The 23,745-nt window shown below is 73.1% G+C and carries 17 protein-coding genes; 6 read left to right on the top strand and 11 right to left on the bottom strand.

The window, feature by feature from the left end:
* The first annotated feature begins 132 nt into the window (after positions 1-132).
* On the top strand, positions 133-1,344 hold the full coding sequence (locus tag NOSIN_RS02985; protein ID WP_236743288.1) for a glycosyltransferase family 4 protein: 1,212 nt from the start codon (positions 133-135) through the stop codon (positions 1,342-1,344).
* Here NOSIN_RS02985 and NOSIN_RS02980 read toward each other — a convergent pair.
* On the bottom strand, positions 1,337-2,665 hold the full coding sequence (locus NOSIN_RS02980) for a pyridoxal phosphate-dependent aminotransferase (protein ID WP_077689252.1): 1,329 nt from the start codon (positions 2,663-2,665) through the stop codon (positions 1,337-1,339). The genes NOSIN_RS02985 and NOSIN_RS02980 overlap by 8 nt on opposite strands.
* A 130-nt stretch (positions 2,666-2,795) precedes the next feature.
* Here NOSIN_RS02980 and NOSIN_RS02975 point away from each other — a divergent pair, with 130 nt between their 5' ends.
* A complete protein-coding gene (locus NOSIN_RS02975; protein ID WP_077689251.1) occupies positions 2,796-3,734 on the top strand; it encodes a LysR family transcriptional regulator in 939 nt (312 codons plus the stop codon).
* 172 nt (positions 3,735-3,906) lie between these two features.
* Here NOSIN_RS02975 and NOSIN_RS02970 read toward each other — a convergent pair whose 3' ends face one another.
* The 3 genes from NOSIN_RS02970 to NOSIN_RS02960 all read right to left on the bottom strand — a co-directional run bounded on the left by NOSIN_RS02970 (position 3,907) and on the right by NOSIN_RS02960 (position 6,805).
* Entirely contained in the window at positions 3,907-4,236 is a 330-nt protein-coding gene (locus NOSIN_RS02970) for a hypothetical protein (RefSeq protein WP_077689250.1), read from the bottom strand.
* A 411-nt stretch (positions 4,237-4,647) separates the two neighbouring features.
* Positions 4,648-5,892 carry a glycosyltransferase gene (locus NOSIN_RS02965; RefSeq protein WP_077689249.1) on the bottom strand — a complete coding sequence of 415 codons (1,245 nt, stop codon included), beginning with the start codon at positions 5,890-5,892 and terminating at the stop codon, positions 4,648-4,650.
* Between the two features lie 16 nt (positions 5,893-5,908).
* Complete coding sequence (locus tag NOSIN_RS02960; protein ID WP_171986550.1) at positions 5,909-6,805, bottom strand: DMT family transporter; 897 nt, start codon at positions 6,803-6,805, stop codon at positions 5,909-5,911.
* A 397-nt stretch (positions 6,806-7,202) separates the two neighbouring features.
* Between NOSIN_RS02960 and NOSIN_RS02955 the strand changes: the two genes are divergently transcribed.
* Positions 7,203-8,795, top strand: coding sequence for a beta-N-acetylhexosaminidase (locus NOSIN_RS02955; RefSeq protein WP_143832840.1), 1,593 nt, complete (start codon positions 7,203-7,205; stop codon positions 8,793-8,795).
* 22 nt (positions 8,796-8,817) lie between these two features.
* Here NOSIN_RS02955 and NOSIN_RS02950 read toward each other — a convergent pair whose 3' ends face one another.
* Complete coding sequence (locus tag NOSIN_RS02950; RefSeq protein ID WP_077689247.1) at positions 8,818-10,059, bottom strand: alanine racemase; 1,242 nt, start codon at positions 10,057-10,059, stop codon at positions 8,818-8,820.
* A 154-nt stretch (positions 10,060-10,213) separates the two neighbouring features.
* Positions 10,214-11,179: a glycerophosphodiester phosphodiesterase family protein gene (locus NOSIN_RS02945; protein WP_077689246.1), complete on the bottom strand. Its 966-nt coding sequence runs from the start codon at positions 11,177-11,179 to the stop codon at positions 10,214-10,216.
* A gap of 253 nt (positions 11,180-11,432) precedes the next feature.
* On the opposite strand from NOSIN_RS02945, the gene NOSIN_RS02940 reads away from it, so the two are divergent.
* Both NOSIN_RS02940 and NOSIN_RS02935 read left to right on the top strand, forming a co-directional pair.
* Positions 11,433-12,902 (top strand): hypothetical protein, encoded by a 1,470-nt coding sequence (locus NOSIN_RS02940; protein ID WP_077689245.1) that lies wholly within the window; start codon positions 11,433-11,435, stop codon positions 12,900-12,902.
* A 373-nt stretch (positions 12,903-13,275) separates the two neighbouring features.
* Positions 13,276-15,078 (top strand): gamma-glutamyltransferase family protein, encoded by a 1,803-nt coding sequence (locus tag NOSIN_RS02935; protein ID WP_077689244.1) that lies wholly within the window; start codon positions 13,276-13,278, stop codon positions 15,076-15,078.
* Between the two features lie 526 nt (positions 15,079-15,604).
* Here NOSIN_RS02935 and NOSIN_RS02930 read toward each other — a convergent pair.
* The 5 genes from NOSIN_RS02930 to NOSIN_RS02910 form a co-directional block, all read right to left on the bottom strand.
* Positions 15,605-16,780, bottom strand: a complete 1,176-nt coding sequence (locus tag NOSIN_RS02930; RefSeq protein ID WP_171986549.1) for a C40 family peptidase — start codon at positions 16,778-16,780, stop codon at positions 15,605-15,607.
* 153 nt (positions 16,781-16,933) lie between these two features.
* Complete coding sequence (locus tag NOSIN_RS02925; RefSeq protein ID WP_077689242.1) at positions 16,934-18,604, bottom strand: bifunctional 3'-5' exonuclease/DNA polymerase; 1,671 nt, start codon at positions 18,602-18,604, stop codon at positions 16,934-16,936.
* A gap of 121 nt (positions 18,605-18,725) precedes the next feature.
* Positions 18,726-19,655, bottom strand: coding sequence for a 2-hydroxyacid dehydrogenase (locus NOSIN_RS02920; protein WP_077689241.1), 930 nt, complete (start codon positions 19,653-19,655; stop codon positions 18,726-18,728).
* A 198-nt stretch (positions 19,656-19,853) separates the two neighbouring features.
* Positions 19,854-20,672: a TrmH family RNA methyltransferase gene (locus NOSIN_RS02915; protein ID WP_077689240.1), complete on the bottom strand. Its 819-nt coding sequence runs from the start codon at positions 20,670-20,672 to the stop codon at positions 19,854-19,856.
* Between the two features lie 138 nt (positions 20,673-20,810).
* The gene (locus tag NOSIN_RS02910) at positions 20,811-21,413 is read right to left on the bottom strand and encodes a hypothetical protein (RefSeq protein ID WP_077689239.1); all 603 of its coding nucleotides are present in this window, start codon (positions 21,411-21,413) and stop codon (positions 20,811-20,813) included.
* Between the two features lie 396 nt (positions 21,414-21,809).
* On the opposite strand from NOSIN_RS02910, the gene NOSIN_RS02905 reads away from it, so the two are divergent.
* The gene (locus NOSIN_RS02905; RefSeq protein ID WP_077693375.1) at positions 21,810-23,546 is read left to right on the top strand and encodes a substrate-binding domain-containing protein; all 1,737 of its coding nucleotides are present in this window, start codon (positions 21,810-21,812) and stop codon (positions 23,544-23,546) included.
* Positions 23,547-23,745: the final 199 nt, after the last annotated feature.

The raw sequence follows: 23,745 nt of genomic DNA, 5'->3' as shown, positions 1-23,745 counted from the left end.
CGGACGCGGTTCTCCCACGCCCCGACCGGGATTCACCCCCCGAGCCTAACGTCGGAGGCAGCCGTCCCCCCGGCGTTGGGAGCCACTCGCATGTCCCCGACCGAGACGCGCGGACCACTCCGCGTGGCCATCGTGACAGAATCCTTCCTTCCGCAGGTCAACGGGGTGACCAACTCCGTGTGTCGTGTCGTCGATCTGCTGGCCGCACGGGGCCACGAGGTCCTGGTGCTGGCCCCCGGACCCGGCCCCTCCTCCTACGCGGGCTTCCCTGTGGTCCGCATGCCCTCCATGCCCCTGCCCTTCTACCGGGACTTCCCCGTGGGGCTGCCCGCCCGGCGCACGATGACCGCGGCGATCCGCTCCTTCTCCCCCGACGTCCTGCACCTGGCCTCGCCCGCCCTGTTCGGCTCGGCGGCCGTGGAGACCGCACGCAGGTGGGCGCTGCCGACCGTGGCCGTGTTCCAGACCGACCTGCCGGGTTTCGCCGGTCGCCACCGCGTGCCCGGCGGGGAGGCCCTCTGGTCGCTGCTGCGGCGCACCCACGCGGCCGTGGACCGCACGCTGGTGCCGTCCTCGGCCACCATGGAGGCGCTGTCCGCCCGGGGGTTCCCGCGGCTGGACCTGTGGCGGCGCGGGGTGGACACCCGCCTCTTCGATCCCGCACGCCGCGACGGGGAGCTGCGGCGCCGGCTCGCTCCGAACGGGGAGGCGATCGTGGGTTATGTGGGACGGCTGGCCAGGGACAAGCGGGTGGACCTGCTGGCGCACGTGGCGCGGCTGCGCGGCATCAGGCTGGTCGTGGTGGGTGACGGTCCCGAGCGCGCCCGTCTGCGGCGGCGCCTGCCCGACGCGGTGTTCACCGGTCAGCGCACCGGCGGGGACCTGGCCCGCCTGTACGCGTCCATGGACGTGTTCGTGCACACCGGCGCCGACGAGACCTTCTGCCAGTCCGTCCAGGAGGCCCTGGCCTCGGGGGTCCCGGTGGTGGCTCCGGCCGCGGGCGGGCCGCTGGACCTGGTGGTTCCCGAGCACAACGGGCTGCTGTACGCCCCGGACTCGGTACGCGAGCTGCGGGTGGCGGTGGGACGGCTGGCGCACAACCGCGAGGTGCGGCGGCGGATGGCCGCGGGGACCCGCCCCTCGGTGGAGCACCGTACGTGGGAGGCGGTCGGTGAGCAGCTGCTCGACCACTACCGCGCGGTGATCGCTCCCAGCCGGGAACTGGCCGAGCGCGGCACCGGGGCGGACATGGTTCCGGCCTCCCCCGGAAGGAGCGGCCGGGGGAGGCCGGAAGAGCGCACGTCCACCCCGCCCCCTTCACGGGGCGGACGCGAATCTAGCTGACCGTCTGCGGAGCGGGGGCCCGGGGCCGTGAGAGGGCGGGGTCGGGCGCCTCGGCCAGCAGTTCGTCCAGGACCTCGGCGAGACGGTCCAGGTGGGCGCGGATCCACGGCAGCGCCAGCGGGTCGGTGGCCGCCAGGGCGGTGTAGCGGCGTTCCTCGGTGTCGCCGTAGAGCATGCTGGTGGCGACCCGCATGCGCAGGGCACCGGAGCCCTCTCCGAACTCGGCGGCGGGCAGCACGCCCATCCCGAAGCGCTCCAGCAGCAGCCCGGTCAGCTCCGGGCCGGTGGTCACGCCGTACCGGTCGGCCAGCTGGCCGCGGGCCGGTTCGAGGTCGGGGTAGAGGTAGAACGCCGCCCGGGGCGCGGAGACGGCCGCGCCCGCCCGGGTGAACGCATCGGTGACCGCGCCGGCGACGATGCCGTGCAGGCGGCGGCTGCGGTCGACGTGGTCCCGGAGTTCGGCGGGCTCGGTGAAGGCGTACGCGGCGGCCTCCTGGACGGGGGCGGACGGGCTCGACCAGATCTCGCTGGCCACGCCGAGCAGTCCGCCGCGCAGGCGTTGGCCGATCTCGGAGTCGGGCAGGCGCACGACGCCGATCCGCCAGCCGCCCAGGGCCAGGTTCTTGCTCAGGCCGGTGGAGACGACGGTGCGCTCGGGCGCGAACTCGGCCGGACCGTGGACCTCCACGGGTTCCTCGCCGGGGGCCCCGGGGTGGACGAGGTCGCGGTAGATCTCGTCGGAGACGATCACCAGGTCGAGTTCACGGGCCACCTCGCACACGCGGCGGACGGTGTCGGCGTCGGCCACGGTGCCGGTCGGGTTGTCGGGCAGGGTGACGATGACGGCGTTGACCGTGCGGCCCTGCTCCCGGGCGTCGGTGACGGCGGCGTGCAGCAGGTCGGGCTGGGGTACGCCGCCCTGCCCGGTGGTCGTGGGGACCATGACGGGCCGCTGGCCCACCAGGCGGCTCTGCGCCGCGTAGCTGACCCAGCTGGGCGCGGCGATCGCGGTGTCGCCGCCGATCTCCAGCAGGAGGCTGTACAGGAGCGGCTTGCTGCCGGGGCCGGCGATGACCTGCGCGGGGTCGGTGGGCAGACCGCGGCGCTCCCAGTACCCGGCGGCGGCCTCGCGCAGCGCCTCCGACCCGGCGACCGGGCCGTAGGCGTTCGCACCGTTCGCCGCGGTGAGCTGGTCTCTCATGACCGGGTGCACCGGGAGCCCGGCCTCACCGAAGCCCAGGGGAAGCACGCGCACCCCCTGGCGGCGCTTCTCGGCGAGGGCTTCGTTGACGGCGAGGGTCGCGGACACAGTGACGGTCATCGGTGACTCATCTCCGACTTGTCGTGTAATGCGTGGTCACACCATGGGTGTCGGCCTGTCACCCCCACACTGCCCAGTTCCGGGCATCAGTACAAGCGCGTCTTTACGATGCTGAGCGTAAGATCTTCTTATGCTCAATCTTCGCCGCCTCCAGATCCTCCGCGAGTTCAGCGCCCGGGGCACGATCGTGGCCACCGCGAACGCCCTGGGCTACACGCCCTCGGCGGTCTCCCAGCAGCTGGCCACGCTGGAGAGGGAGACGGGTGTGGCGCTGTTGGACCGGTCCGCCCGGGGCGCGGAGCTGACCGACGCCGGACGGCTCCTGGTGGCCCAGGCCGAGGACATCCTGGCGCTGGTGGAGGCGACCGAGTCGGTGATCGCCGAGCAGTCCGACCTCGCCCTCGGCGTGGTCACCGTCACGGCGTTCCCGACCGCCGCCGTGGCCTTCGCGCCCCTGCTCGTGCCGCGGCTGCGCCGGCACGAGGGGATGCAGCTGCTGCTGCGTCAGACCCTGCTGGCGACGGGGACCCAGCAGGTGCGCTCACGGGAGGTGGACATCGCGCTGGTCGACGACTGGGCCCGGCAGCACCCCGGGCGCGGCCCGGACATCGGGCTGCGGCACATCCACCTGATGCGCGACCCGATGGTGCTGGCGGTACCCGAGGACCATCCGCTGGCCGATCCCTCCACACCCGTGGTGCTGGAGACGCTGCTGAGCGAGTCGTGGATCGTGACGCCCGAGAGCGAGCGCTCGCGCTACGGCATGGACCGGCTCCTGGCCGAGGTGGGCGGCCTGCCCTCCTCGGCCTGGGAGTTCGAGGGGCTGGGGACGGTTCTGAGCCTGGTCTCGCGCGGGATCGGGATCGCCGCGGTCCCGGCCCTGGCGATGGCGGGAGGGCCGGCGGGACTGGTCTACCGCGGCCTGCCCCCCGCCGCGCCCGAGCGGGACGTGTACGCGGTGGTGCGCTCGGTGACCGCGCGCCGTCCGGCGGTGCAGGTGACCCTGGCCGCCCTGCGCGACGCCGCACGGCAGGTGGGCGAGGAGATCAGCGAGACCGCGCTCGCCTGACCCGCGGCGGTCCTGCTCCCAGCGGCACTCCCGACCGCCGGCGGTGACGCCGGGAGCGGGATCGCCCGGCGGGTGCGGACGAGGACGCGCGGCCCGCTCCTGGCGGCCGCGCGTCGGTCGTGTCGTGTTCGGTTGTGTGACGGTCTCCGGTCGTTCGGCGCTCGCGCACCGCTCACCCTTGGCTTTCCCTGCGACGCGTCCGGTCGATCCGGCGGCGCAGTCTGCGACAGACATGGCGTGCCCGGTCACGGTCGTCCCGGGCGTTCCACCATCGTGCGTAGGCTTCCAGTCTCCTTCTTCGCAGTGCCTCCAGCTCAGCTTCCATCCGGTTCACCCGGTGTTCCAGGTCGATGCGCTCACGTTCGAACACCGACATGTCGCGCTCATGGAACCCCGCCTCACGTTCGGCGCTGACGAGCCGTTCGGTGAGGCCTTCGGCGGCGTTGCCGCCACGGGCGATCCAGCGTCGGCCGGACTGTGCACTGATGCCTTCGAACCACACAACATCTGGTGTTTCCCGCAGCGGGACAACATCACAGGTCGCTACGCAAAGAATACGGAAAGTGGCAAAGGTAGCAAATGCCTATAAACAGCACATTCCAGACATAACAAGGGGGCGGTGACCCGCCGCGGAACGCCCCCGCGGCGACCCCCGCCCCACGGCACACGGGGCGCACACAGGGCTTTCCCGAGGCACCGGCCGCATCCGGCGGCCGGGGCGACCCGGGTATCCGTCGCCTCATGCCACGGTCAACACGCCACCGTGCCCGGGAGGCGACAGGATCCCCATCCGTCACCCGGCACGTTCGGGCATCCGGCCCCGCGCCCGCGGCCCCCGGCTCCTCCCCGGCACCGGACCCGGCCCCCTCCCGGAGCGTCCCGGGCCTTCCCGCCCCGGCCCCGCGCCCTCGGGTCACACCGCGACCGCCCTCTCGGCGACCGCCCTCTCGACCCACAGCGGCACCGGTGGTGCTCCCCGCAGCCGCCTGTAGGTGTCCTCGAACCGCTCCAGCGACCGCCGGTGGTCGTGCCGCAGCGCGATCTCCCGGCTGGCGGCGCCCATGGCGAGCCGGTCCCTCTCCGGACCGAGCACGGTGAGCAGCCGGTCCGCCAGGCGCGCGTCGTCTCCGGGCGGGAAGAGGAACCCGTTGCGCCCCTCCTCCACCAGGTGCGGCAGCGCCATCGCGTCGGCGGCCACCACCGGCAGACCGGTGGACATCGCCTCAAGGGTGGCGATGCTCTGTAGCTCGGCCACGCCGGCGATGGCGAAGGCGTCCCCCGCCGCGTACACCAGCGGCAGGTCCTCGTCGGGCACGAACCCCAGGAAGAACACCCGGTCGGCCACCCCCAGCTCCGCCGCCAGCGCGCGCAGCTCCTCCTCGCGCTGACCGGTCCCCGCCAGGGCCAGCTGGGCGTCCCGCTCCGGCACGATCCTGGCCAGCGCCCGGATCGTGTCGACGATCCGCTTCTCCTCGTCCAGCCGTCCCACGAACACGATCGTGTCCCGGTCGGGCAGGCCGAACCTCCGGCGCGCCGCCGCCCGGTCCCCGGCCCGGGGACGGAACCGCTCCAGGTCGATCCCGCACGAGATGTCCTCGACCGTACGGGCGAACCCCTTCTCCCGCAGCAGCCGTGCCGCGCGCGGCGTCGGCGTGGTCACGTAGTCGGCCTCGCCGGCCACCCGGATCATGTCCCTCCAGGCCAGTGTCCCCGCCGCCTCCCGCATCGGAGCGGGCACCCGTGCGTGCGCGTACAGGTTGTCCGGCATGAAGTGGTTGGTCAGCACCACCGGGATACCTGCCGCCCGGCCCTTGCGCAGCGCCGCCCGGCTGACCGGGAAGTGGCTCTGCGCGTGTACGACGTCCGGGTCCATCCGCTGCACGATCCTGGCGAGGTGCCCGCCCAGCCCCAGCGGGAGGGCGGCGCGCATGCTGGGCTGGAAGGGTATGGGGGCCGAGGGCATCCGGTGCTCGGTCACCTCGCCGTTGACCGTCACGTACGGCTCGCCCCGCTCGGAGGGGCACACCACGTGGACGCGGTGCCCCCGCCGCGCCAGCCCCTCGGCCAGGCGGTGGGTGAAGTATCCGGCACCGTTGACGTCGGGCGGGTAGGTGTCGGTGGCGATCAGGACGCGCAGCGGACGGTCGAACTGAGCCATGGTGGAACTCCTTCGTTCAACGTGTGGGGGCATTGGGGCTGGTTCCGGTGGACCCGGGGCCCCGCGGGGCCTCGGGGTTGCGGTGGCGCACCTGCGCCAGCGCGATGGTCCCGGCGACCGCCAGGACCGTGAAGGCCAGCGCGCCAAGCTGGGCGGGCAGGGTCCTCGGCGCACCCTCCCCGAGGAGCAGTGCCCCGATGGCCACGCCGACCACCGGGTCGGTGATCAGGAGGGTCGCGTAGGCGGCCGAGAAGTGCCCGGTCCGGTAGGCGTTCTGCATCAGCAGGGCGCCGAAGACCCCGGTCACCAGGGCGAGCGGGGTCAGCCAGCCGATGACGCTGGTCCAGTCCGTGTGGGCGTTGGCGGTGATGACCCGCGCCAGCCCCGACGTGGTGCCCATGGCCGCCCCGCCCGCCAGGGCGAGCAGGATGGCCCGGGCCGAGCTGTTCATCCAGTGCGCGGTGACGTGGACGAGGACCCCGGCGCCGAGGGCGGTCCCGGTGAGGACCAGCGCCACGCCCGTGGTCATGGTGGGGGTCTCGGCCGCGTGCGGGAACAGTGAGAGCACTCCGACGAGGCCCGCCATGACGGCGGTCCCGGCGATGATCTGGGAGGGGCCGACCCGTCGGCCGTTGAACACGGCCGACAGCACGATGGCGAAGAGCAGGCCCGTCACACCGATCGGCTGGATGATGGTCAGCGGAGCGCTGCTGAGGGCGGCCAGGTGCAGGAGCGACCCCAGGACCGCCGCGGCGCTGCCGACCATCCAGCGGGGCTGGCGGAGCAGGTGCAGCAGGAAGCCCCCACGCGCCACCTGGTGGCCCGGGGCACGGATGGCGTCGCGTTCCTGGAGAGCGGAGCCGAGCGCCAGGGTGAACGCCCCCGCCACGGCGATCAGGACCGGCAGCAGCATCAGCGCCACCGCCCCGTGGACCCCCGGGGCCTCCCCCGCATCCTCTGCACCGTGTCCTCCGACGCTCGATTCCGGTCCGCGCGCACCCGGCCGCGGATTTGGCCACAACGGTACGGACGGGCACCGTGCCGCGGCGATAACGACAGCCCCCGTCCGGAGGTGGTGCTCACCCCACCCCGTTCCGGGGCCGACCACCGCCGCTCTCCCTCGCCTCCCCGAGGGAGCGGATTTGTAACACGCGCCCGCGGCGGCGCCCGCCGACGTGAGCGGACCAGGGCGGAAGCGGACAGGGGGCCGCCCCGATCCGGACGGGCCGAAGGCCTCCGGGGGTGTGCCTCCGTGAGAGCTCATGACACTATGTCCGGTATTGGTCTAGACCGGATAGGAGCGGTTCCCCGTGCTTGACACCTCCCCCTTCCCCAGCCGTCCCGTCATTCCCCGTCCCGCCACGGCGGTCGGGGGCGACACCGAGGGACTCACCCTCACGTCGTCGACCAGGGTCTCCGCCGACCCCGAAGCCCGGGGCACGCTCACGTGGATCCAGCGTGAACTCGGGGCGGCGACCGGGCTGTCCCTGGCCACCGGTGAGGAGGCCAGCGCCCAGATCCGGCTGAGCGTGGACGCCGACGCGGGCCTGGGCCGCGAGGGCTACCGGCTGATCGTGGACGGCGAGGGCGCCATCATCGTCGGCAACGACCCCGCCGGGGTGTTCTACGGTGCGCAGACCCTCCGCCAACTGCTTCCCGCCGACGCCTACCGCGACGCCCCGCTGGGCGGCGCCGCGTGGTCCCTGCCCGCGGTGAGCGTCACCGACGCGCCGCGCTTTCGCTGGCGGGGCGTGATGCTGGACGTGGCCCGCCACTTCGTTCCCAAGCGCGAGGTGCTGCGGTTCATCGACCTGATGGCCATGCACAAGCTCAACGTGCTGCACCTGCACCTGACCGACGACCAGGGATGGCGCGTGGAGATCCGCCGCTACCCGAAGCTGACCGAGGACGCCTCCTGGCGGTCCGAGAGCCAACTGGGCGCCGGCAGGCCGCCCGTGTTCGACAACCGACCGCACGGCGGCTTCTTCACCCAGGACGACATCCGCGAGATCGTCGCCTACGCCGACGCCCGGCACGTGGCGGTCGTCCCCGAGATCGACGTGCCCGGCCACTCCCAGGCCGCCATCCACGCCTACCCCGAGCTGGGCGAGAGCGGACGGATCCCGGTGGGGACCCAGTGGGGCATCTTCGAGGAGGTGCTCGCGGTGACCGACGAGGTCCTGGAGTTCTACCGCAACGTCTTCGACGAGCTGATGGAGCTGTTCCCGAGCACCTACGTCCACGTGGGCGGCGACGAGTGCCCCAAGGAGCAGTGGAGGGCGAGCGAGTCCGCGCAGAGGCGGATCAAGGAGGAGGGGCTGGCCGACGAGGACGAGCTGCAGAGCTGGTTCATCCGTCAACTGGACGAGCACCTGGCCTCGCGCGGGCGCCGCCTGGTGGGCTGGGACGAGATCCTGGAGGGGGGAGTCGCGCCCGGGGCGACCGTGATGTCGTGGCGCGGCGAGGAGGGCGGTGTCGCCGCCGCCCGCGCCGGACACGACGTGGTCATGAGCCCCACCCGCACCTCCTACCTGGACTACAGGCAGTCGGACTCCCACGACGAGCCGGTCAAGGTGGGCACACTGCTGCGGACCGAGGACGTCTACCTGGCCGAGCCGGTGCCCTCCGGCCTCACCGAGGAGGAGGCCCGGCACGTCCTGGGCGCGCAGGTGAACGTGTGGACCGAGCACATCGACACGCCGCGCAGGCTGGACTACATGGTCTTCCCGAGGCTGTCGGCGTTCGCCGAGCAGGTGTGGTCCGCCGGAGAGCGCGACTACGCCGAGTTCGAGCCGCGGCTGAGGCGGCACCTGGAGCGGCTCGACGCGGCCGGGGTGGAGTACCGCCCGCTGGAGGGGCCGCGCCCGTGGCACACCCGTCCGGGCGTCGTGGGCTGGGGCTGAGGCCCCCGGAGCGGGAGCGGCCTCAGAAGTAGGTGGCCACCGCGTCCACCACGGTGTCCCGGTCGTCCACCACCGGGATGACCCTCCAGCGGTCGAACGCCGTGCACGGATGCGAGATCCCGAAGGAGACCAGGTCGCCGGGGCCGACCTCCAGCCCCGGCGGCACGCTCAGGTAGGCGTGGTGGTCGTTGAGGTCGGTCACCTCCAGGCCCCGTGCCGCCACGGTGCTCCCGTCCGCGCGACGGATCCGTCGCGGGACCGGGAACCCCTGGTCGTGATTGGCCTCACGGCGGCCCAGGCCGGCGATCGCCAGGCCTTCCTCGGGGACGGAGGTGACCTGCGCCCACAGCTCCAGGGCCCCGGACAGGGCCCCGGGCCCCTCCGGCAGGCGGCGGTAGGGGGTCGTGCGCCGGTACAGGCCGTCGTCGTGGGCCACGTAGGCGCCGCTGCGCAGGATCGGGACGACGTCCCCGCGGCCGCCGACCTCCTCGGCGACCAGGTCGAACCACGCGCTGCCGCCCACCGACAGCACCGGCCGGTCCACCCCGCACCCGGCGGCCAGGGCCTCGGCGTCCCCCAGCAGCTCGCGCAGGAATCCGCGGACGGCGTCGGCCCCGCCGAGCGGACCCTCGTAGCCCGCGACCCCGGCCGGTTCCAGGCCGGGCGCTTCGGCCACGGCACGGGCCACCGCGAGCACCTGTTCACGGGTGCGGCAGCCGGTGCGCCCGCCGGGGACCCCGCGTTCGACCATCACCCGCAGGGGGCGGCCGCCGGGCCGGCCGGTCGCGGCGCGCGCCGCGACCGCGACCCCCTCGGCGGAGTCGGCGTAGAACAGGAACTCGAAGTCGGGGTCCCGGTCGAGCTCGGCGACCGCCCAGCTCAGTACCCGGCCGTCCAGCAGCTCGTTGGCGAGCAGGATCCGGCGCACGCCGAACCGGCGAAAGTCCAGGACCTGGTTGGCGGTGGCGGCGGTGACACCCCAGGCGCCCGCGTCCAGCTGGCGCTGGATGAGGGCCGGGGCCATGGAGGTCTTGCCGTGGGGGGCGAACAGCAGGCGGTGGCGCCCGGTGAACTCGGAGAGCGCGGCGATGTTGCGCTCCAGGGCGGAGGCCCGAAGCACCATCAGCGGCCAGGTGAACGGACCGGTGAACAGGTGGTCGCGGCGGGCCGCGAACTCCTCCAGGGTGATCGGTTCGTCCGTCCACCACAGGCCCTTGGTGCGCCAGTCGACGTGCTCTCGGGGGACGGTCAGCCGGTCGCTCACGTGGGGTACGCCTCCTGTGTGCCCGCGGCCCCGCCCGGGAGTGCCTGCTCGGCGTCCTCCCGGGGCGGGGCCCCAATGTGGTCCGGACCGATCATCCCACCGGTACGGACCAGTGGCCAGAGCGCGGTCGGTGGCGGAGGCGGCCGGAGCGCCGTCAGCGGAACAGGGACAGGGGCGGCTTGACGATCCTGACGGTGGGCCGGGACTCCTCGCGTTGGGCGGCGACGGCCTTCAGCCCGATCTCGGGGAAGTCGGTGATGAACCCGTCGACCCGCCACTTGAGGACCGCGTCCATACGGGACCGTTCGTTGATGGTGTAGGGCATGATCTCCAGCCCCGCGTCGTGCACCCGCTCGACGTAGGCGGAGTCGATGGTGGTGTGGTTGGGGTTGATCATCTGCGCCCAGGTGAAATCCGGGATCCGGCTCTCGGGGACCCGGCCGAGCAGGGCGTGCGGCACGGACGGCATCAGTTCCTTGGACCGGCGCACCGACTCCCAGTCGAAGCTCTGCACGACGAGGCGCGGGGTCCCCCGGGAGGACCCGTCCTTCAGCCAGCCGTCGCGTCCGCCGAACTCGGCGGCGATCTCCTTCTCCACGCCGGGGTAGAGCTCGGGTGACTTGACCTCCAGGAAGAGGTCGAGGTCCAGCTTCTCCATCCGGTCGAGCGCCTCCGCGAAGGTGGGGACCTCCTCGCCCTCGAAGGAGGAGTCGAACCACGATCCGGCGTCGAGCTCGCGGATCTCCGCCATGGTGAAGTCGCCGACGTTGTAGGGGCTGCGGTCGGGGAAGACGTCCTCGACGTCGGTGGTGCGCTCCAGGGTGGTGTCGTGGACCAGGACGAGGACACCGTCCCGCGTGCGCTGGACGTCGACCTCGACGGCCTCGGCTCCGAGTTCGTGTGCCGTGTCGAGGGCGACCAGGGTGTTCTCGGGCGCGTGGCCGGACGCTCCCCTGTGGGCGACCACCGTCGGTGACCGCTTCGAGGGCGCGTACTCGATGGACACGGGTCTCTCGCGGCGCGGCTCCGAGGACTCGGAGGCCTCTGCTGCGGACGCTGCGCTCGCGCTGGTGGCGATGATGAACGATACGGCTGCGACGACGATCCCGATGCGCTGCACCGGACCTCCCAAGTGCGCGTGAACTGGGCGACTGCCCCCAGACTGAGTGCGTATGGTGACCACCCGGTTACCACGCGCGGAGCGGCCGGTGATCCGCCGCCCATCATCTGGTGGGTACTGCACTAGTTCGACGAAATTCTCACTTAATGCATCCATTTGGTCACTTCATGTGCGTTCCTTGACTCCGCAGCCTCTTGTTGATTACGGAGAGCCTGCGACCATCACTAGGAGTAGTCGATGGGAAGGAAGTCTCATGCGCAAGCACCACAAAGGGTGGGTCGCGCTGTTCGGCGCCGCCACGATCGCGTCGTCGGGATTGGCCGGGCTCCCGGGGGCGGCGGCCGACGAGAAGGGCACACGGGCGCTGGACTGGCCGGTGGTGAGCCAGAGCGTCTCCTCGTACAGCCTCGACGGCTACGAGATCGGTTACCTGCCCGAGGACCTGGAGGGGTACGGGATCAACGCCTCCTCCATCACGGACCGCAGGGGCAACAGGCAGTCGCAGATCTCCTGGACGCAGGGGCCCGACCGGATGCTCGCACGGGTGGCCGTGCTGCGCTCGGAGCGCTTCCAGAGCCTTGAGGACCTCCGGTCGATCCGGTACGGGCACCTGCCCGAGGGGTCGCTGCACCGCATGGACCGGAACGAGGCCCTGGAGCACGAGTCCTACCTGTCACAGGAGACCGGTGACCTGTTCTGGCTGGAGAGGCCCGGTGTGGCCATCGCCGTGCACCTGCAGCCGGACCGGTGGGACAGCGGCGAGCTGGTCAGGATGGCGGAGTCCGTGGTCCCGCTGGAGTCCTCCCCCGAGAAGCCCGCGGAGGAGGGCGCCGGCGAGGGGGCTCCGGCAGAGGAGCCCGCGGCCGAGGAGCGCGGCCAGGACAGGCCCGTGCCCGGGGAGCAGGCGACGGAGACCGAGGGCGCGCAGGAGCCCGCCGGTCCCCCCGCCGTGGGAGCGGCCCCCGTCGACGAGGTCGCGGACGGCACTCCGGTGGGCGTCGCGGGCACCGCTCCGGTCGGGCGGCCCGCGGACCCGCGGCCGTCCGACGCTCCGCAGGCTCCCGAGAGCCCCGAGGCGTCCGGTGCTCCCGAGAGCCCCGCCGGGCAGGAGGAGTCCCCGGCCGAAGAAGCCCCGGCCGAGGAGGGCACGCAGGAGGGGGCCCCCGCCGAGGAGGCTCCGGCCGGGCAGGACGAGGCTCCGACCGGGGAGACCTCCACCGGGCAGGGCACGCCGACCGAGGAGGGCACGCAGGAGGGGACCCCCGCCGAGGAGGTTCCTACCGAGGAGGGCGCACAGCACGAGGGCGTCAGGGTCCCCCAGGTCAAGGAGTGCGTCATCGGCCGGTTCGTGGACTTCGAGACCGGCGAGACCGACCTGGTCCAGGCCGGGATGACCCCCTCCAGCGGGGAGTTCGTCGAGCGGGTCCTGGCCGGGGAGCAGCTCGGCGCCGCCGAGCTCGACCGCCTGCTGGCCACCGTCTGGCACTACGGCGACGAGGGCGACAAGACCGGCGCGGTCAGCGCCTGCGCCCAGGACCTGAGCCTGACGCGCGCCGAGGTGGAGGAGATCATCTTCGACCTCTCCCCGCTGATCGCCGAGCTCGTCCAGGAGGCCGAACAGTACGAGGCCGGCTCCACCCGGACCGTCGAGCCGATCGGCGCCGAGGAGTGGCAGGAGCTGTGGGACTCCGTGCCGTGGAGCTTCCCGGGCGAGAACTCCTGAGGCGCCCTGAGTCACCCTGAGCCGCCCTGAGGCGCGCTGGGACACGAGGCGGCGGGCTCGGGGCCCGCCGGGCGGGGCGGTGCGAGCGGGCACCGCACGCGGAACGCGGCCGCCGGGAGCACCGGGCGAAGCGCACAAGGAACCCGGGGCCGGACACGGATGTTGGCCCCGGGTTCCTCCTGTGCGGAACCGGGGCCGTGGAGAACCCGGACACCGGGCCACTCAGGGGAACAATCCATGATGTACCGTCGCCTCAGGTCCGAGGCCGGTGACCACAGTCACCCTCCGGTCGCGAAGCCCCCACCCGGGCACACCCGACCCGGACCGCGGTGGCGACCCCGCCATCCCCCACACCCGAGGAGGACCCGCCCAGATGCCCGGTTTCACCACCCGGCCCCAGCTCCGCGGCGATTTCGGCATGGTCGCCTCCACCCACTGGCTGGCCAGCGCCACCGGCATGTCCCTGCTCGAACGCGGCGGCAACGCCTTCGACGCCGCCGTCGGGGCCGGCTTCACCCTCCAGGTGGTCGAACCCCACCTCAACGGACCCGGCGGCGAGGTCCCCGTCGTCTTCCAGGCCGCCGGGAGCGCTCCCCGGGTCCTGTGCGGGCAGGGCGTCTCCCCCGCGGCCGCGACCATCGACGCCTACGCGGGCATGGACCGCGTCCCGGGCAGCGGCGTGCTCGCCGCCACCGTTCCCGGCTCCTTCGACGCCTGGATGCTGCTCCTGCGCGACCACGGCACCATGACCGTTCGCGACGTGCTCGACCACGCCATCGGGCTCGCCGAGCGCGGCTACCCCGTCCTGGACCGGATCGCCGCCGCCGTCGAGGCCCTCGCCCCCGTCTTCTCCCGCCACTGGACCGGCTCCGCCGCCGTCTACCTCCCCCACGGCACCGCGCCCAGACCCGGCTCCCGGCTGCGCAACCCGGCCCTGGCCGCCACCTACCGGCGCGTCGTCGCCGAGGCCGAGAGCGCCGGAGGCGGCCGCGAGGCGCAGATCGAGGCCGCGCGCCGGTCCTGGTCACGGGGCTTCGTCGCCGAGGCGGTCGGGGCGTTCCTGTCCTCCCCCGTCCCCGACGGATCCGGGGAGCCCCAGCGGGCCCTGCTCACCGCCCAGGACATGGCCGACTGGAGCGCCACCTACGAGGACACCGTCAGCGTCCCCCACGGCTCCCACACCGTGCACAAGACCGGCCCGTGGGGGCAGGGGCCCACCATGCTCCAGCAGTTGCGCGTCGCCGAGGCGCTCGGCACCGGCCGCGACGTCCTCGACGGGGTCGGCGCCGACTTCGTGCACCGGGTGACCGAGGCCGCCAAGCTCGCCTTCGCCGACCGCGAGGCCTGGTACGGCGACCCCGACTTCGTCGACGTCCCCCTCAAGGAGCTGCTCGGCGCCGACTACGCCGCCCGCCGCGCCGCCCTGGTCGACGACGGCCGCGCCAGCATGGAGCAGCGCCCGGGCCGCGTCGGCACGCGTTCGCCCTTCGAACCACCGCTGTACGTGCCGGGCCAGACCCCCGCGGACCGCACCACCGGTGAGCCCACGGTGCGCGACGCGGCCGGCTCCGGGCCCGCCGAACTGCGCGGGGACACCTGCCACGTGGACGTGGTGGACGCCCGGGGCAACATGGTCTCGGCCACGCCCAGCGGCGGCTGGCTCAGCAGCTCCCCGCTCATCCCCGGACTCGGCTTCCCCCTGGGCACACGGGCCCAGATGTTCTGGCTCGACCCCGCCTCGCCCAACGCGCTGGCGCCCCGCAAACGGCCCCGCACCACCCTGTCCCCCACCCTGGTCACCCGCGAGGACGGCCAGGCGGTCCTGGCGATCGGCACCCCGGGCGGCGACCAGCAGGACCAGTGGACGTTCACCGCCCTGCTGAGGATCCTCAACGGGGTGGAGGACCTCCAGGAGGCCCTGGACACGCCGATGTTCCACACCACCGCCTTCCCCAGCTCGTTCCACCCCAGGGAGACGGTTCCGGGCGGCCTGGTCGTGGAGCCGCGCGTGGGAGAGGGGGTCATCGACGCGCTGCGTGGACGGGGCCACCGGGTGGAGGTCGTCGAGGACTGGGCCCTGGGGCGCCTGGCCGCCGTGGCACGCGACCCGGAGTCCGGCGAGCTGCGCGCCGCCGCCGACGCCCGGGGCGTACAGGGGTACGCCGCCGGGCGCTGACCTGGAAGAAGACGAAGCGGCACGGAAATCGGGACGGTATTGGTCGGTATGGGTGGCACAGGAGGTTTGAGAGCGCTTACCTGCCTTGGTCTGGCCTCTTGCCAAATCGCCCGGTCACTGCTTATGTAGACCCTGTGCGACGGCACTCCGGGAAAGCCCCCGATCGCGTTCCGTCAGAACTCAATACCATCACATCAGGGTTCGTACGCTGTCTCCCCCTCCCTCAGTGACGACCCTGTTTCCCCCTCCTGCCTGAGACCTGCCTTCCCCTCCCGGCTGGGTTTTTCGGGCAAGGAGAAACGAGTGGGCCGTGGTGTCACCGGCGCGGTGACACCACGGCCCACTCTCTTTCCCCGTTTATCTCCGTGCCGTCCATTTGATTTGGCTAAAGCTTCTTGGGTGCGATTGTGCGGGGCACAATCCTTTTGAGTACGTTGTGCGCACGGATACCGCGTTCCTTTTTCCGCACAGAAGTACACCCCGACCGGCACGGCGGCCGGAGGGGGTGTCGGGGGCAGGGGCCGCGTCAGGTGTTGACGCGCACGGCTCCCGCGTAGTTGCTGGTCCGCACCGGGGTGACGCGCACGTTCAGCCCGGTCCGCGGCGCCTCCAGCATCATGCCGTCGCCCAGGTAGATGGCCACGTGGGAGATGTAGTCGGGCGCGGTGGGGTCCGTACGCCAGAACAGCAGGTCACCGCGCTGGATGTCGTCGAACTCCACGCGCCGGCCGGCGTTCCACTGGTCGTGGGTGACCCTGGGGATGGACACCCCCGCCTCGTGGAAGGCCCACTGGAGCAGGCCCGAGCAGTCGAATCCCCCCTCGGGGGTCTCACCGCCCCAGACGTAGGGGACGCCGAGCTGGCTCTCGGCGTTGGCGATGACCTGCTCCACCACCGAGGGGGCCACGGCCTCGCCGCTGACGAGGGGCTCGGGCGCGTCGGCGACGAGCTGGAGGGAGACGTCCTCGCCCAGGGCCTCGGTCAGGGCCTCGTGCAGCTCCCACAGGTCGGCGTCGGGGGCGGAGACCACCAAAGCGTTGCCCTCGGGCATGCCCAGCTCCGCGGCGCGCTCGCGCGAGACCAGCGCGTCGATCCCGGCGATGCCGGAGGTGGCGTGCGTCCACACCTCCAGGGGGACCTCTCCGCGCCCGCCCGCGACGGTGACCTCGCTGCCGACCTCCAGGCCGCGCTCGGTACCGACGTCGTTGGACAGCGCGATGTGGCCCTCGGCCACGCCCTGCCAGATCTTGTCGGACTCGGCGGAGGGTTCGGGGGCGTGGTTGCGGAAGTTGGAGGGGTTCACGCCGAGCACCGAGGTGGTCTCGCCCTCGATCTCCACACGGGCGGCGTCGACGGTCAGGACGCCCTCGACACCGTCGATCCCGCGGACCGCCGAGACGGCCTCCCGGGGCAGGGTGCGGGGGGCGACGGCGAAGTACTCGACGCTGCGCGCCTCGCGGAAGGGGGCCACGTGGGCGTCCCGCCGCAGTTCGGCGTCGGAGACGTCGGGGGCCCGGTCCCCGCCCTCCCTCTCGCGCGTGCGGGGGTCGGTGCCGCTGGGGGAACCGGGGGCGAACTGCTCACTGACGGGGGGACGGTCCTCGACCACGGGATCCGCCCAGGCCGGGGTGGCGCCGAAGGCGGTGAAGGCCACGGCGAAGGCCGCGGTGGTACCCGCACATGTTCTCAAACGGCTCCGCACGGGGGGAACTCACCTTTCTGTGAGCCGTCCGGTCCGGGGGAGGACCCCTGTGGCGTACGGCCTGTCGACAACTTGTCCGCGTCCAAGAATGGGCGTACACGGACGACTTTGCAAGAAGTCCACGCCGTCCGATACCGGACGTCCACTTCGCGGTCATAAGGACGCATAGTTCTGGGTGACCACCGGGGACAGGGGGAATCGCACCGGGGTGTCCCCGAAGAGGATCGCGCTGGCCTGGGCCTCGGCCTCGGCGACCGCGCGCACCGACTCCCCGGCCAGGTCGGCGGGCACGTGCAGGACGACCTCGTCGTGGACGAAGAAGACGACTCCCGCGCCCTCGGGCATGTCCGGCAGGCGCCGGCGCAGCGCGGCGAGCAGGACCAGGGCCCATTCGGCGGCGGTGGCCTGGACGACGAAGTTGCGGGTGAACCTCCCGTGGGCCCGGCGGCGGCGCTCCCCGTCGGGGCCGGAGACGGTGGCGGACCACGCGCCGGGCGCGGGAGAGGTGCGCCCCAGCCAGGAGCGGACGACGCCGCCGCCCTCGCCCGTGCGCGCGGCGGAGTCCACGTAGTCCAGGGCGCGCGGGTAGAGGCGGCGCATGGTGGCCAGCAGGGGCGCGGCGTCGCCCGAGGTCTGGCCGTACATGGCCGAGAGCATGCCGATCTTGGCGCGTTCGCGGTCGCCGCCCACGTGCGCCGCCAGGCGGGCGTACAGGTCCTCCTCCGCGGCCGCCGCGGCGAGGGCGCCGTCCCCGGAGACCGCGGCGAGCACACGGGGTTCGAGCTGCCCCGCGTCGGCGCGGACCAGGACCCAGCCGGGATCGGCCCGGACCGCCCGCCGGACCGACTTGGGGACCTGGAGGGCGCCCCCGCCCCGGGTCGCCCAGCGCCCGGAGACGACGCCGCCGACCACGTAGTCGGGCTGGAAGCGGCCCAGGCGCAGGCCGTCGGGGCCGGGGCGCTCGCGCACCCAGGTCTCCAGCCACGACCAGCCGTTGGCCGAGTGCAGGCGGGCGAGTTCCTTGTAGCGCAGCAGGAGCGGGACGACGGGGTGGTCGACCCTCTCCAGGACCCAGGAGCGGGTGGACTCGACGGGGTGGCCGATCCACGCCATCGCCCTGAGGACCTGCGCGGGAGAGTCGGGGTTGACCTCGTGGCCGACGGCCTCGCCGATACGCGCCGCGAGGTCGGCGAGCACGGGAGGGCGCTGCCCGGAGGGCGGCCGGGGCCCGAGGAGCTCGGTGAGGATCTCGTCGTGGACGTCGGGCCGCCAGGGCAGGCCGTCGTGGCTCATCTCCGCCGCGGCGAGCCCGCCCGCCGACTCCACGGCCGCGAGCAGGCGCATGCGTCCGGGCTCGGGGAGCCGGGCGACGCGGTCCAACTGGTCGGCGTGGACCTCGGCCAGGGCGGCGAGGCGGTCGGTGCCCGGGGGCAGGGTGGAGCGGTCGGCCTCGAAGAGGGCGGGCTGGGCGGCGGTGCCCTCTCCGAGGGGGCGGACGGGGTCGTCGGGGACGGGAAGCCCGTGCAGGCGGGCCCAGGCCGCGCCCAGGGAGGAGGCCTCGCCGTGGCGGGAGTGGTAGCCCAGCAGCAGGGCCTCGGTCAGGGCGGTGTCGTGGCAGCGCGCGACCCTCACCCCGGCGCGGACGAGCTCGGGGTAGACGTCCTCACTGGCCGACCACACCCACCGGGGCGGTTCGGGACGGGCGTGCTCCGCCTCGCTCACGGCGGCCGCGAGGTCGGCGACACGGCGGACCGGGCCGGGGGCCTCGTCCAGTTCCTGGAGCCAGCCGCCGCCCTCGCCGTCGGCGACCACCGCGATCCGCATACTCCCAGTGTGTCCCTCACCGCCGACAGTCGGACATAACACGCACCGGCGGGTACGCCCGCCCGACCGCCAGGGGGCGTCGCCCGTGCGCCGACGGGGTTCGTTCGGGCTCCGGCGCCGCCTACCGGCCGCGGCGGGCGGCGCCGGGGCGGACCACGTTGGCCAGCTCCTCCCCGGCGGCCCAGCGGGCGAGCTGGGCGTCCATGAAGGCCCTGGCGCGAGGGTAGAACGCGGCCGCCCCGCCCGCGACGTGCGGGGTGATGAACACGCCGGAGGCGCTCCACAGCGGGTGGTCCCCCGGCAGGGGCTCGGGGTCGGTGACGTCGAGGGCGGCCCGCACACGGCCGTTCTCGGCCAGCAGCGCGCGGGTTTCCAGGACGGGCCCGCGGCCCACGTTCACCACGAGCGCGTCGTCGCGCAGCAGGGCGAGTTCCGGTGCGCCGAGCAGGCCGCGGGTGGCCTCGGTGAGCGGGGTGGCCAGGACGACGACGTCGGCGTCCGGCAGCAGGGCGTGCAGTTCGTCGATGCCGTGCACGTCGGGGCGGGCGCGGCTGGCCACGCGCACGACCTCGGTCTCGAAGGGCCGCAGGCGGCTCTCGACGGCCCGGCCGATACTGCCGTAGCCGACGATCATCACCCGGCGGTCGGCCAGGGAGCGCAGCGGCGCCGGGTCCCACCGGTGCTCCTTCTGCGCGACCGCCCACCGGGGCAGGTCCCGCTGGGCGGCCAGGATGAGCGCCAGGGCGTGCTCGGCGGTACTGGCGTCGTGGAGGCCGCGTCCGTTGCACAGGGTCACGTGGTCGGGAACCAGCGGGAGCACGTGCTCGTACCCGGCGGAGAGGAGCTGGACCACCTCCAGGGACGGCATCCGCGCGATCATGTCGAGCCGCTCGTCGACGCCCTGCGTGGAGGGGGCGTAGGGCACCTGGTAGAAGGTCACCTCGTCCAGGCCGCCGGCGGGGGCCGGCCCTCCGGGGTAGAGGTCCACCGCCAGGGAGTCCGGGGCGTTGTCCCTGTTCTGCTCCCACTGCACCAGCGCTCGGCCGCCCATGTCCCCGTGTCCTTTCGCTCGGTCCGTCTCGGGAGCCAGCCTAGGGCGTCCGCGGCCCCTCCCCCCACGGTGGAACCCGTGCCCACAGCGGGGTTCGAGCGTCGAGGCGCGCCACGGGTACGGGACCAGCAGGATGAGGACCCCGCCCGCCGCACCTGCGACGCGGTCGACGCACCGGCGGGACCTCCCGCGCCGGGGTCACCCCACCGAGCGGGACAGCTCGTAGCACGCGATGGCGGCCGCGGCGGTGACGTTGAGGGAGTCGACGTCGCGATCGGCCATGGGGATGTGCACCCGGGCGGTGGCCCGCTCCAGCCACCGGGAGGACAGGCCGTCGCCCTCGGTGCCGAGCAGGAGCCCGACCCGGTCGCCCGGGCCGAGGGCGGCCATGGCGTCGCGCATGGGCAGGGACCCCTCGCCCGGGGTGAGCGCCATGAGGTGGAATCCGGCCCCGCGCAGGGTGTCCAGGCCGCCGTACCAGTCGTCCATGCGGGTGTGGGGAAGGGTGAACACCGCTCCCATGGACACCTTGACCGCCCGCCGGTAGAGGGGGTCGGCGCAGCGGGGCGCGAGCACGATCGCGTCCACGCCCAGCCCGGCGGCGCTGCGGAAGATGGCGCCCACGTTGGTGTGGTCCACCAGGTCCTCCAGGACGACGATGGTGCGCGCCCCGGCCAGGACGTCCTCCAGCGGGGGCAGGGCCCGGCGGTGGAAGGCGGCCAGCGCGCCGCGGTGCAGGTCGAAGCCGACGAGCCGGTGGGCGGTGTCCTCGCTGACCACGTACAGCGGCGCGTCGAAGGCGGCGACCACGTCGTCGAGCGCCTCGGCACGGCGTTCGGTGAGCAGGAAGCTGCGGGGCTCGAACCCGGCCGCGGCGGCCCGGCGGATCACCTTGTCGCCCTCGGCCATGAACAGGCCGTGCTCGGCCTCCAGGTGGCGGCGCAGGTTCACGTCGCGCAGGCGGGTGTAGTCGGCCAGGCGCGGGTCCGCGGGGTCACTGACCTTGATGACGTCCATGGAGGACGATGGTCTCCTGTTCGGGGCGTGTGCGCCTGGAGAGCGCGTGTTCGGGCGTGTGCGTCCGGAGGGTGCGCGTGCGAGAAGCGCGTGTCCGGGGTGTGTGGGCGGGGAGCGCGTGCTCGGGGAGCGTGCCCGTCAGCTGATCTGGTCGGTGAGGGCGCGCAGGCGCTGCCAGCGCGCCTCCTCGCAGGAGCCCTTGCGGGTGAGGGTCGTCTCGACCTCCTGGCCCTCCCAGGTACCCACGATGGTGGCCTCCTGGGGGCCGTACACCTCGTCGGTGCACACGGTTCCCTCGCGCACCTCGGTGAACAGCCCTTCGCCATCCGGGGCGGCGGCCTCCGTCGGGGCGGCGTCGTCGGAGGCGGTCTCCTCGTTCCCGACCGGCCTTCCGGTGTCCCCGTGGAGCTCCTCGGCCGCCTGTGCCAGCTCGGCGCACTCGGCGGGGTCCTTCTCCAGGTCCCCGGTGCACATCAGCGTCTGCACCCAGGCGCGGCCGCGGTCGCTCACCTGGATCTTCAGGTGTCCGGTGGGCCCCTCCTCCACGGACTCCTCGGGCTCCTCCGCCACGTCCGGCCCCGCCTGCGTGGTCATCGCGCTGGTGGCCTGCACGTCCTGCGGCGGCAGCATCGACGGGCCGACGACCACTCCGTAGGCGACCGCTCCGACGCAGCACACGCCTGCGAGCAGAGTGGTGCCGAGTGTGCCGCGGCTCCGGTGGTCACGATGCGATGGGGACATGCCAAAAGCCCTCGGGGGTCGGTGTCACGGTGCGTCCAGTGAGGGGGAAGGGCCGGGTGTGGACGCGGGGAAAACAGCCTAGCGGGGAGCCCCAGGTGCTCCCTGCTGTGCACGGTAACAAAGCGGTCACCTCGCTCAAGCCGTCGGGAAGCGCTCCGGGGAGCGGGGACCGCTCTTCCACTTGCGCATTACCAACGAGTAAGGTCCTGGAAAGGAATCGTCCGCGCCCCATGATGGGGTCGTTCGCCTCCACACCGTGGGACGCCGCGGGGCGTGTGACGGTTCTCGTCCTCCTACCGCGTGTGCGGGACATCACCCTCGCAGCCGCCCTCGCACGACCGGCTTCCGGGCGGCCACCGGACGGAAGCCGGACACAGATACGCCCCCGGAGTGCCCGTGTCCAGTGGACGCCACCGACTCGCCTCACCGACCACCTCGACCACCCGCAGACTTCTCGGGTCACCGCTGGGGGTCACCGCGATCGTCGTCGCGCTCGTCACCGTCACCGCGGTCGCGGTCCCGGTCGGTCTGGACGTGCTCGGCTGTGGCGAGACCCGCTACCTGCGCGTGTCGGCGACCCAGAGCATGGCGCCCGTGCTGCGCGAGGCCGCCACGGAGTTCAACGACGACCGTCCCAGCTACGACGGCGAGTGCGTGTACGCGCAGGTGGACGAGATCGCACCGCACCGGATCATGACGACCCTGTCCGGCGGCCGCTCCGGGGACTCCACCATCGCACCGCACGTGTGGGTTCCCGAGTCCTCGGCCTGGGTCGAGCTGACCCGCGTGTCGGAGGGCGGCATGCACGGCATCGACACCGACCCGCCGTCCCTGGCCAGCTCGCCGGTGGTCCTGGCCGCCCCGGAGGACACGGAGGGCATGCCCGCTCCCGACGACACCAGTTGGACGCTGGTCCTGCCCGGCGAGCGGAGCCCCGACCGGCCGCTGGTCATGGTCGACCCCAACCGCGGTGTCGACGGCATGACCGTCATGCACGCCGTCCGGCGCCACCTGGGCAGCGGCGACGACGCCGACACCGCCATGACCGACTTCGTACGCGACGTGCAGCGCGACAGCGCGTTCGGCGAGATCGACCTCAACACCTTCTACACCGGGTCGGCCGCCGTCGAGGAGCGTGTCGACCCGGTGATCGTCGTCCCCGAGCAGGCGGTGGTGTCCTACAACGCCAGCCGCGCCCCGACCGCACCCCCGCTCCAGGCCCACTACCCCGTGGAGGGCACCGTCAGCCTCGACTACCCCTACGTCACCACCACGGACGTGTCCTCCCTGCGGTCGGCCGCCGCCGACCTGTACGAGGTGCTGGACCAGGACTCCTACCGCTCGCACCTGCGGGAACTCGGGTTCCGCGATCCCGACGGCACCGCGTCGCCGGCCCTGGCCGACCAGCCCGGCCTGACCGCCGAGGCGCCGCCCGCCCACGACGACCTGACGGGGGACGCCCTGCTGGCGTCGGTCACCGACTGGAACAGGCTGTCGATGCCCAGCCGCACCCTGGTGCTCGCCGACACCTCCGAGAACATGGCGGAGGCCCTCGACGGGGAGCAGAGCCGGATGGAGGTCGCCCGGCAGGCGGCGCTCATGGGCCTGTCGCTGTTCCCCGACAAGACGGACATGGGCCTGTGGCTGATGTCGGACGAGTACGGCGAGAGCGGCCGCGAGGAGGCCGCGGACATGCACCGGCTGGGCACGTCCGACGAGGACGGTGAGGCCACCCGCCGACAGGAGCTCATCGGCGTGGCCGAGGAGATCGGGGTACAAGGCGGCGGTTCGCGCCTGTACGACAACATCCTGGCCGCCTACGACGAGGTGGCGGACCACTACCACGAGGACAAGATCAACAGCGTCATCCTGCTCACCGCGGGACAGGACGAGGGCTCCAGCGACATCTCCCACGAGGAGCTGGTGGCGGCGCTACAGGACCGCTTCGACCCCGAGCGCCCGGTCAGCACGTTCATCATCGCCTTCGGCTCCCAGGCCGAGGAGGACGAGCTGCGCCAGATCGCGGAGGCCACCAGTGGATCGCTGTTCGTGACCGAGGACTCCAACGAGATCGGCGACATCTTCCTCAGCTCGATCTCGCGGCGGCTGTGCGTGCCCGACTGCGACAGCTAGGCGGCGCCCGGAAACCGGATGATCTTGCTCCCGGTGGCACTGTCGGCGGGTGAGAGTGTCACCGGGAGCAAGATCATCGCTGTCAGGCTCTCCGTTGAGGGTGGGGGAGGGTGACGGGTGGGAGTACGGTTGCCCACGCACAAGCCGTTTCGGTCCACCCCCCGGCATGGACCGGACCACGGCCGACTGGGACGAAAGC

It is taken from the genome of Nocardiopsis sinuspersici (genome assembly GCF_001998325.1).
Classification (GTDB): Bacteria; Actinomycetota; Actinomycetes; order Streptosporangiales; family Streptosporangiaceae; genus Nocardiopsis; species Nocardiopsis sinuspersici.
The sequence above is the reverse complement of the archived record's forward strand: the minus strand, read 5'-3'. Positions and strand labels throughout refer to the sequence as shown.

Coding starts and splice junctions, on each gene's coding strand:
- NOSIN_RS02980 (WP_077689252.1), bottom strand. CDS start 2,665: ATGACCGTCACTGTGTCCGCGACCCTCGCCGTCAACGAAGCCCTCGCC.
- NOSIN_RS02975 (WP_077689251.1), top strand. CDS start 2,796: ATGCTCAATCTTCGCCGCCTCCAGATCCTCCGCGAGTTCAGCGCCCGG.
- NOSIN_RS02965 (WP_077689249.1), bottom strand. CDS start 5,892: ATGGCTCAGTTCGACCGTCCGCTGCGCGTCCTGATCGCCACCGACACC.
- NOSIN_RS02960 (WP_171986550.1), bottom strand. CDS start 6,805: ATGCTGCTGCCGGTCCTGATCGCCGTGGCGGGGGCGTTCACCCTGGCG.
- NOSIN_RS02940 (WP_077689245.1), top strand. CDS start 11,433: ATGCGCAAGCACCACAAAGGGTGGGTCGCGCTGTTCGGCGCCGCCACG.
- NOSIN_RS02935 (WP_077689244.1), top strand. CDS start 13,276: ATGCCCGGTTTCACCACCCGGCCCCAGCTCCGCGGCGATTTCGGCATG.
- NOSIN_RS02925 (WP_077689242.1), bottom strand. CDS start 18,604: ATGCGGATCGCGGTGGTCGCCGACGGCGAGGGCGGCGGCTGGCTCCAG.
- NOSIN_RS02920 (WP_077689241.1), bottom strand. CDS start 19,655: ATGGGCGGCCGAGCGCTGGTGCAGTGGGAGCAGAACAGGGACAACGCC.
- NOSIN_RS02915 (WP_077689240.1), bottom strand. CDS start 20,672: ATGGACGTCATCAAGGTCAGTGACCCCGCGGACCCGCGCCTGGCCGAC.
- NOSIN_RS02910 (WP_077689239.1), bottom strand. CDS start 21,413: ATGTCCCCATCGCATCGTGACCACCGGAGCCGCGGCACACTCGGCACC.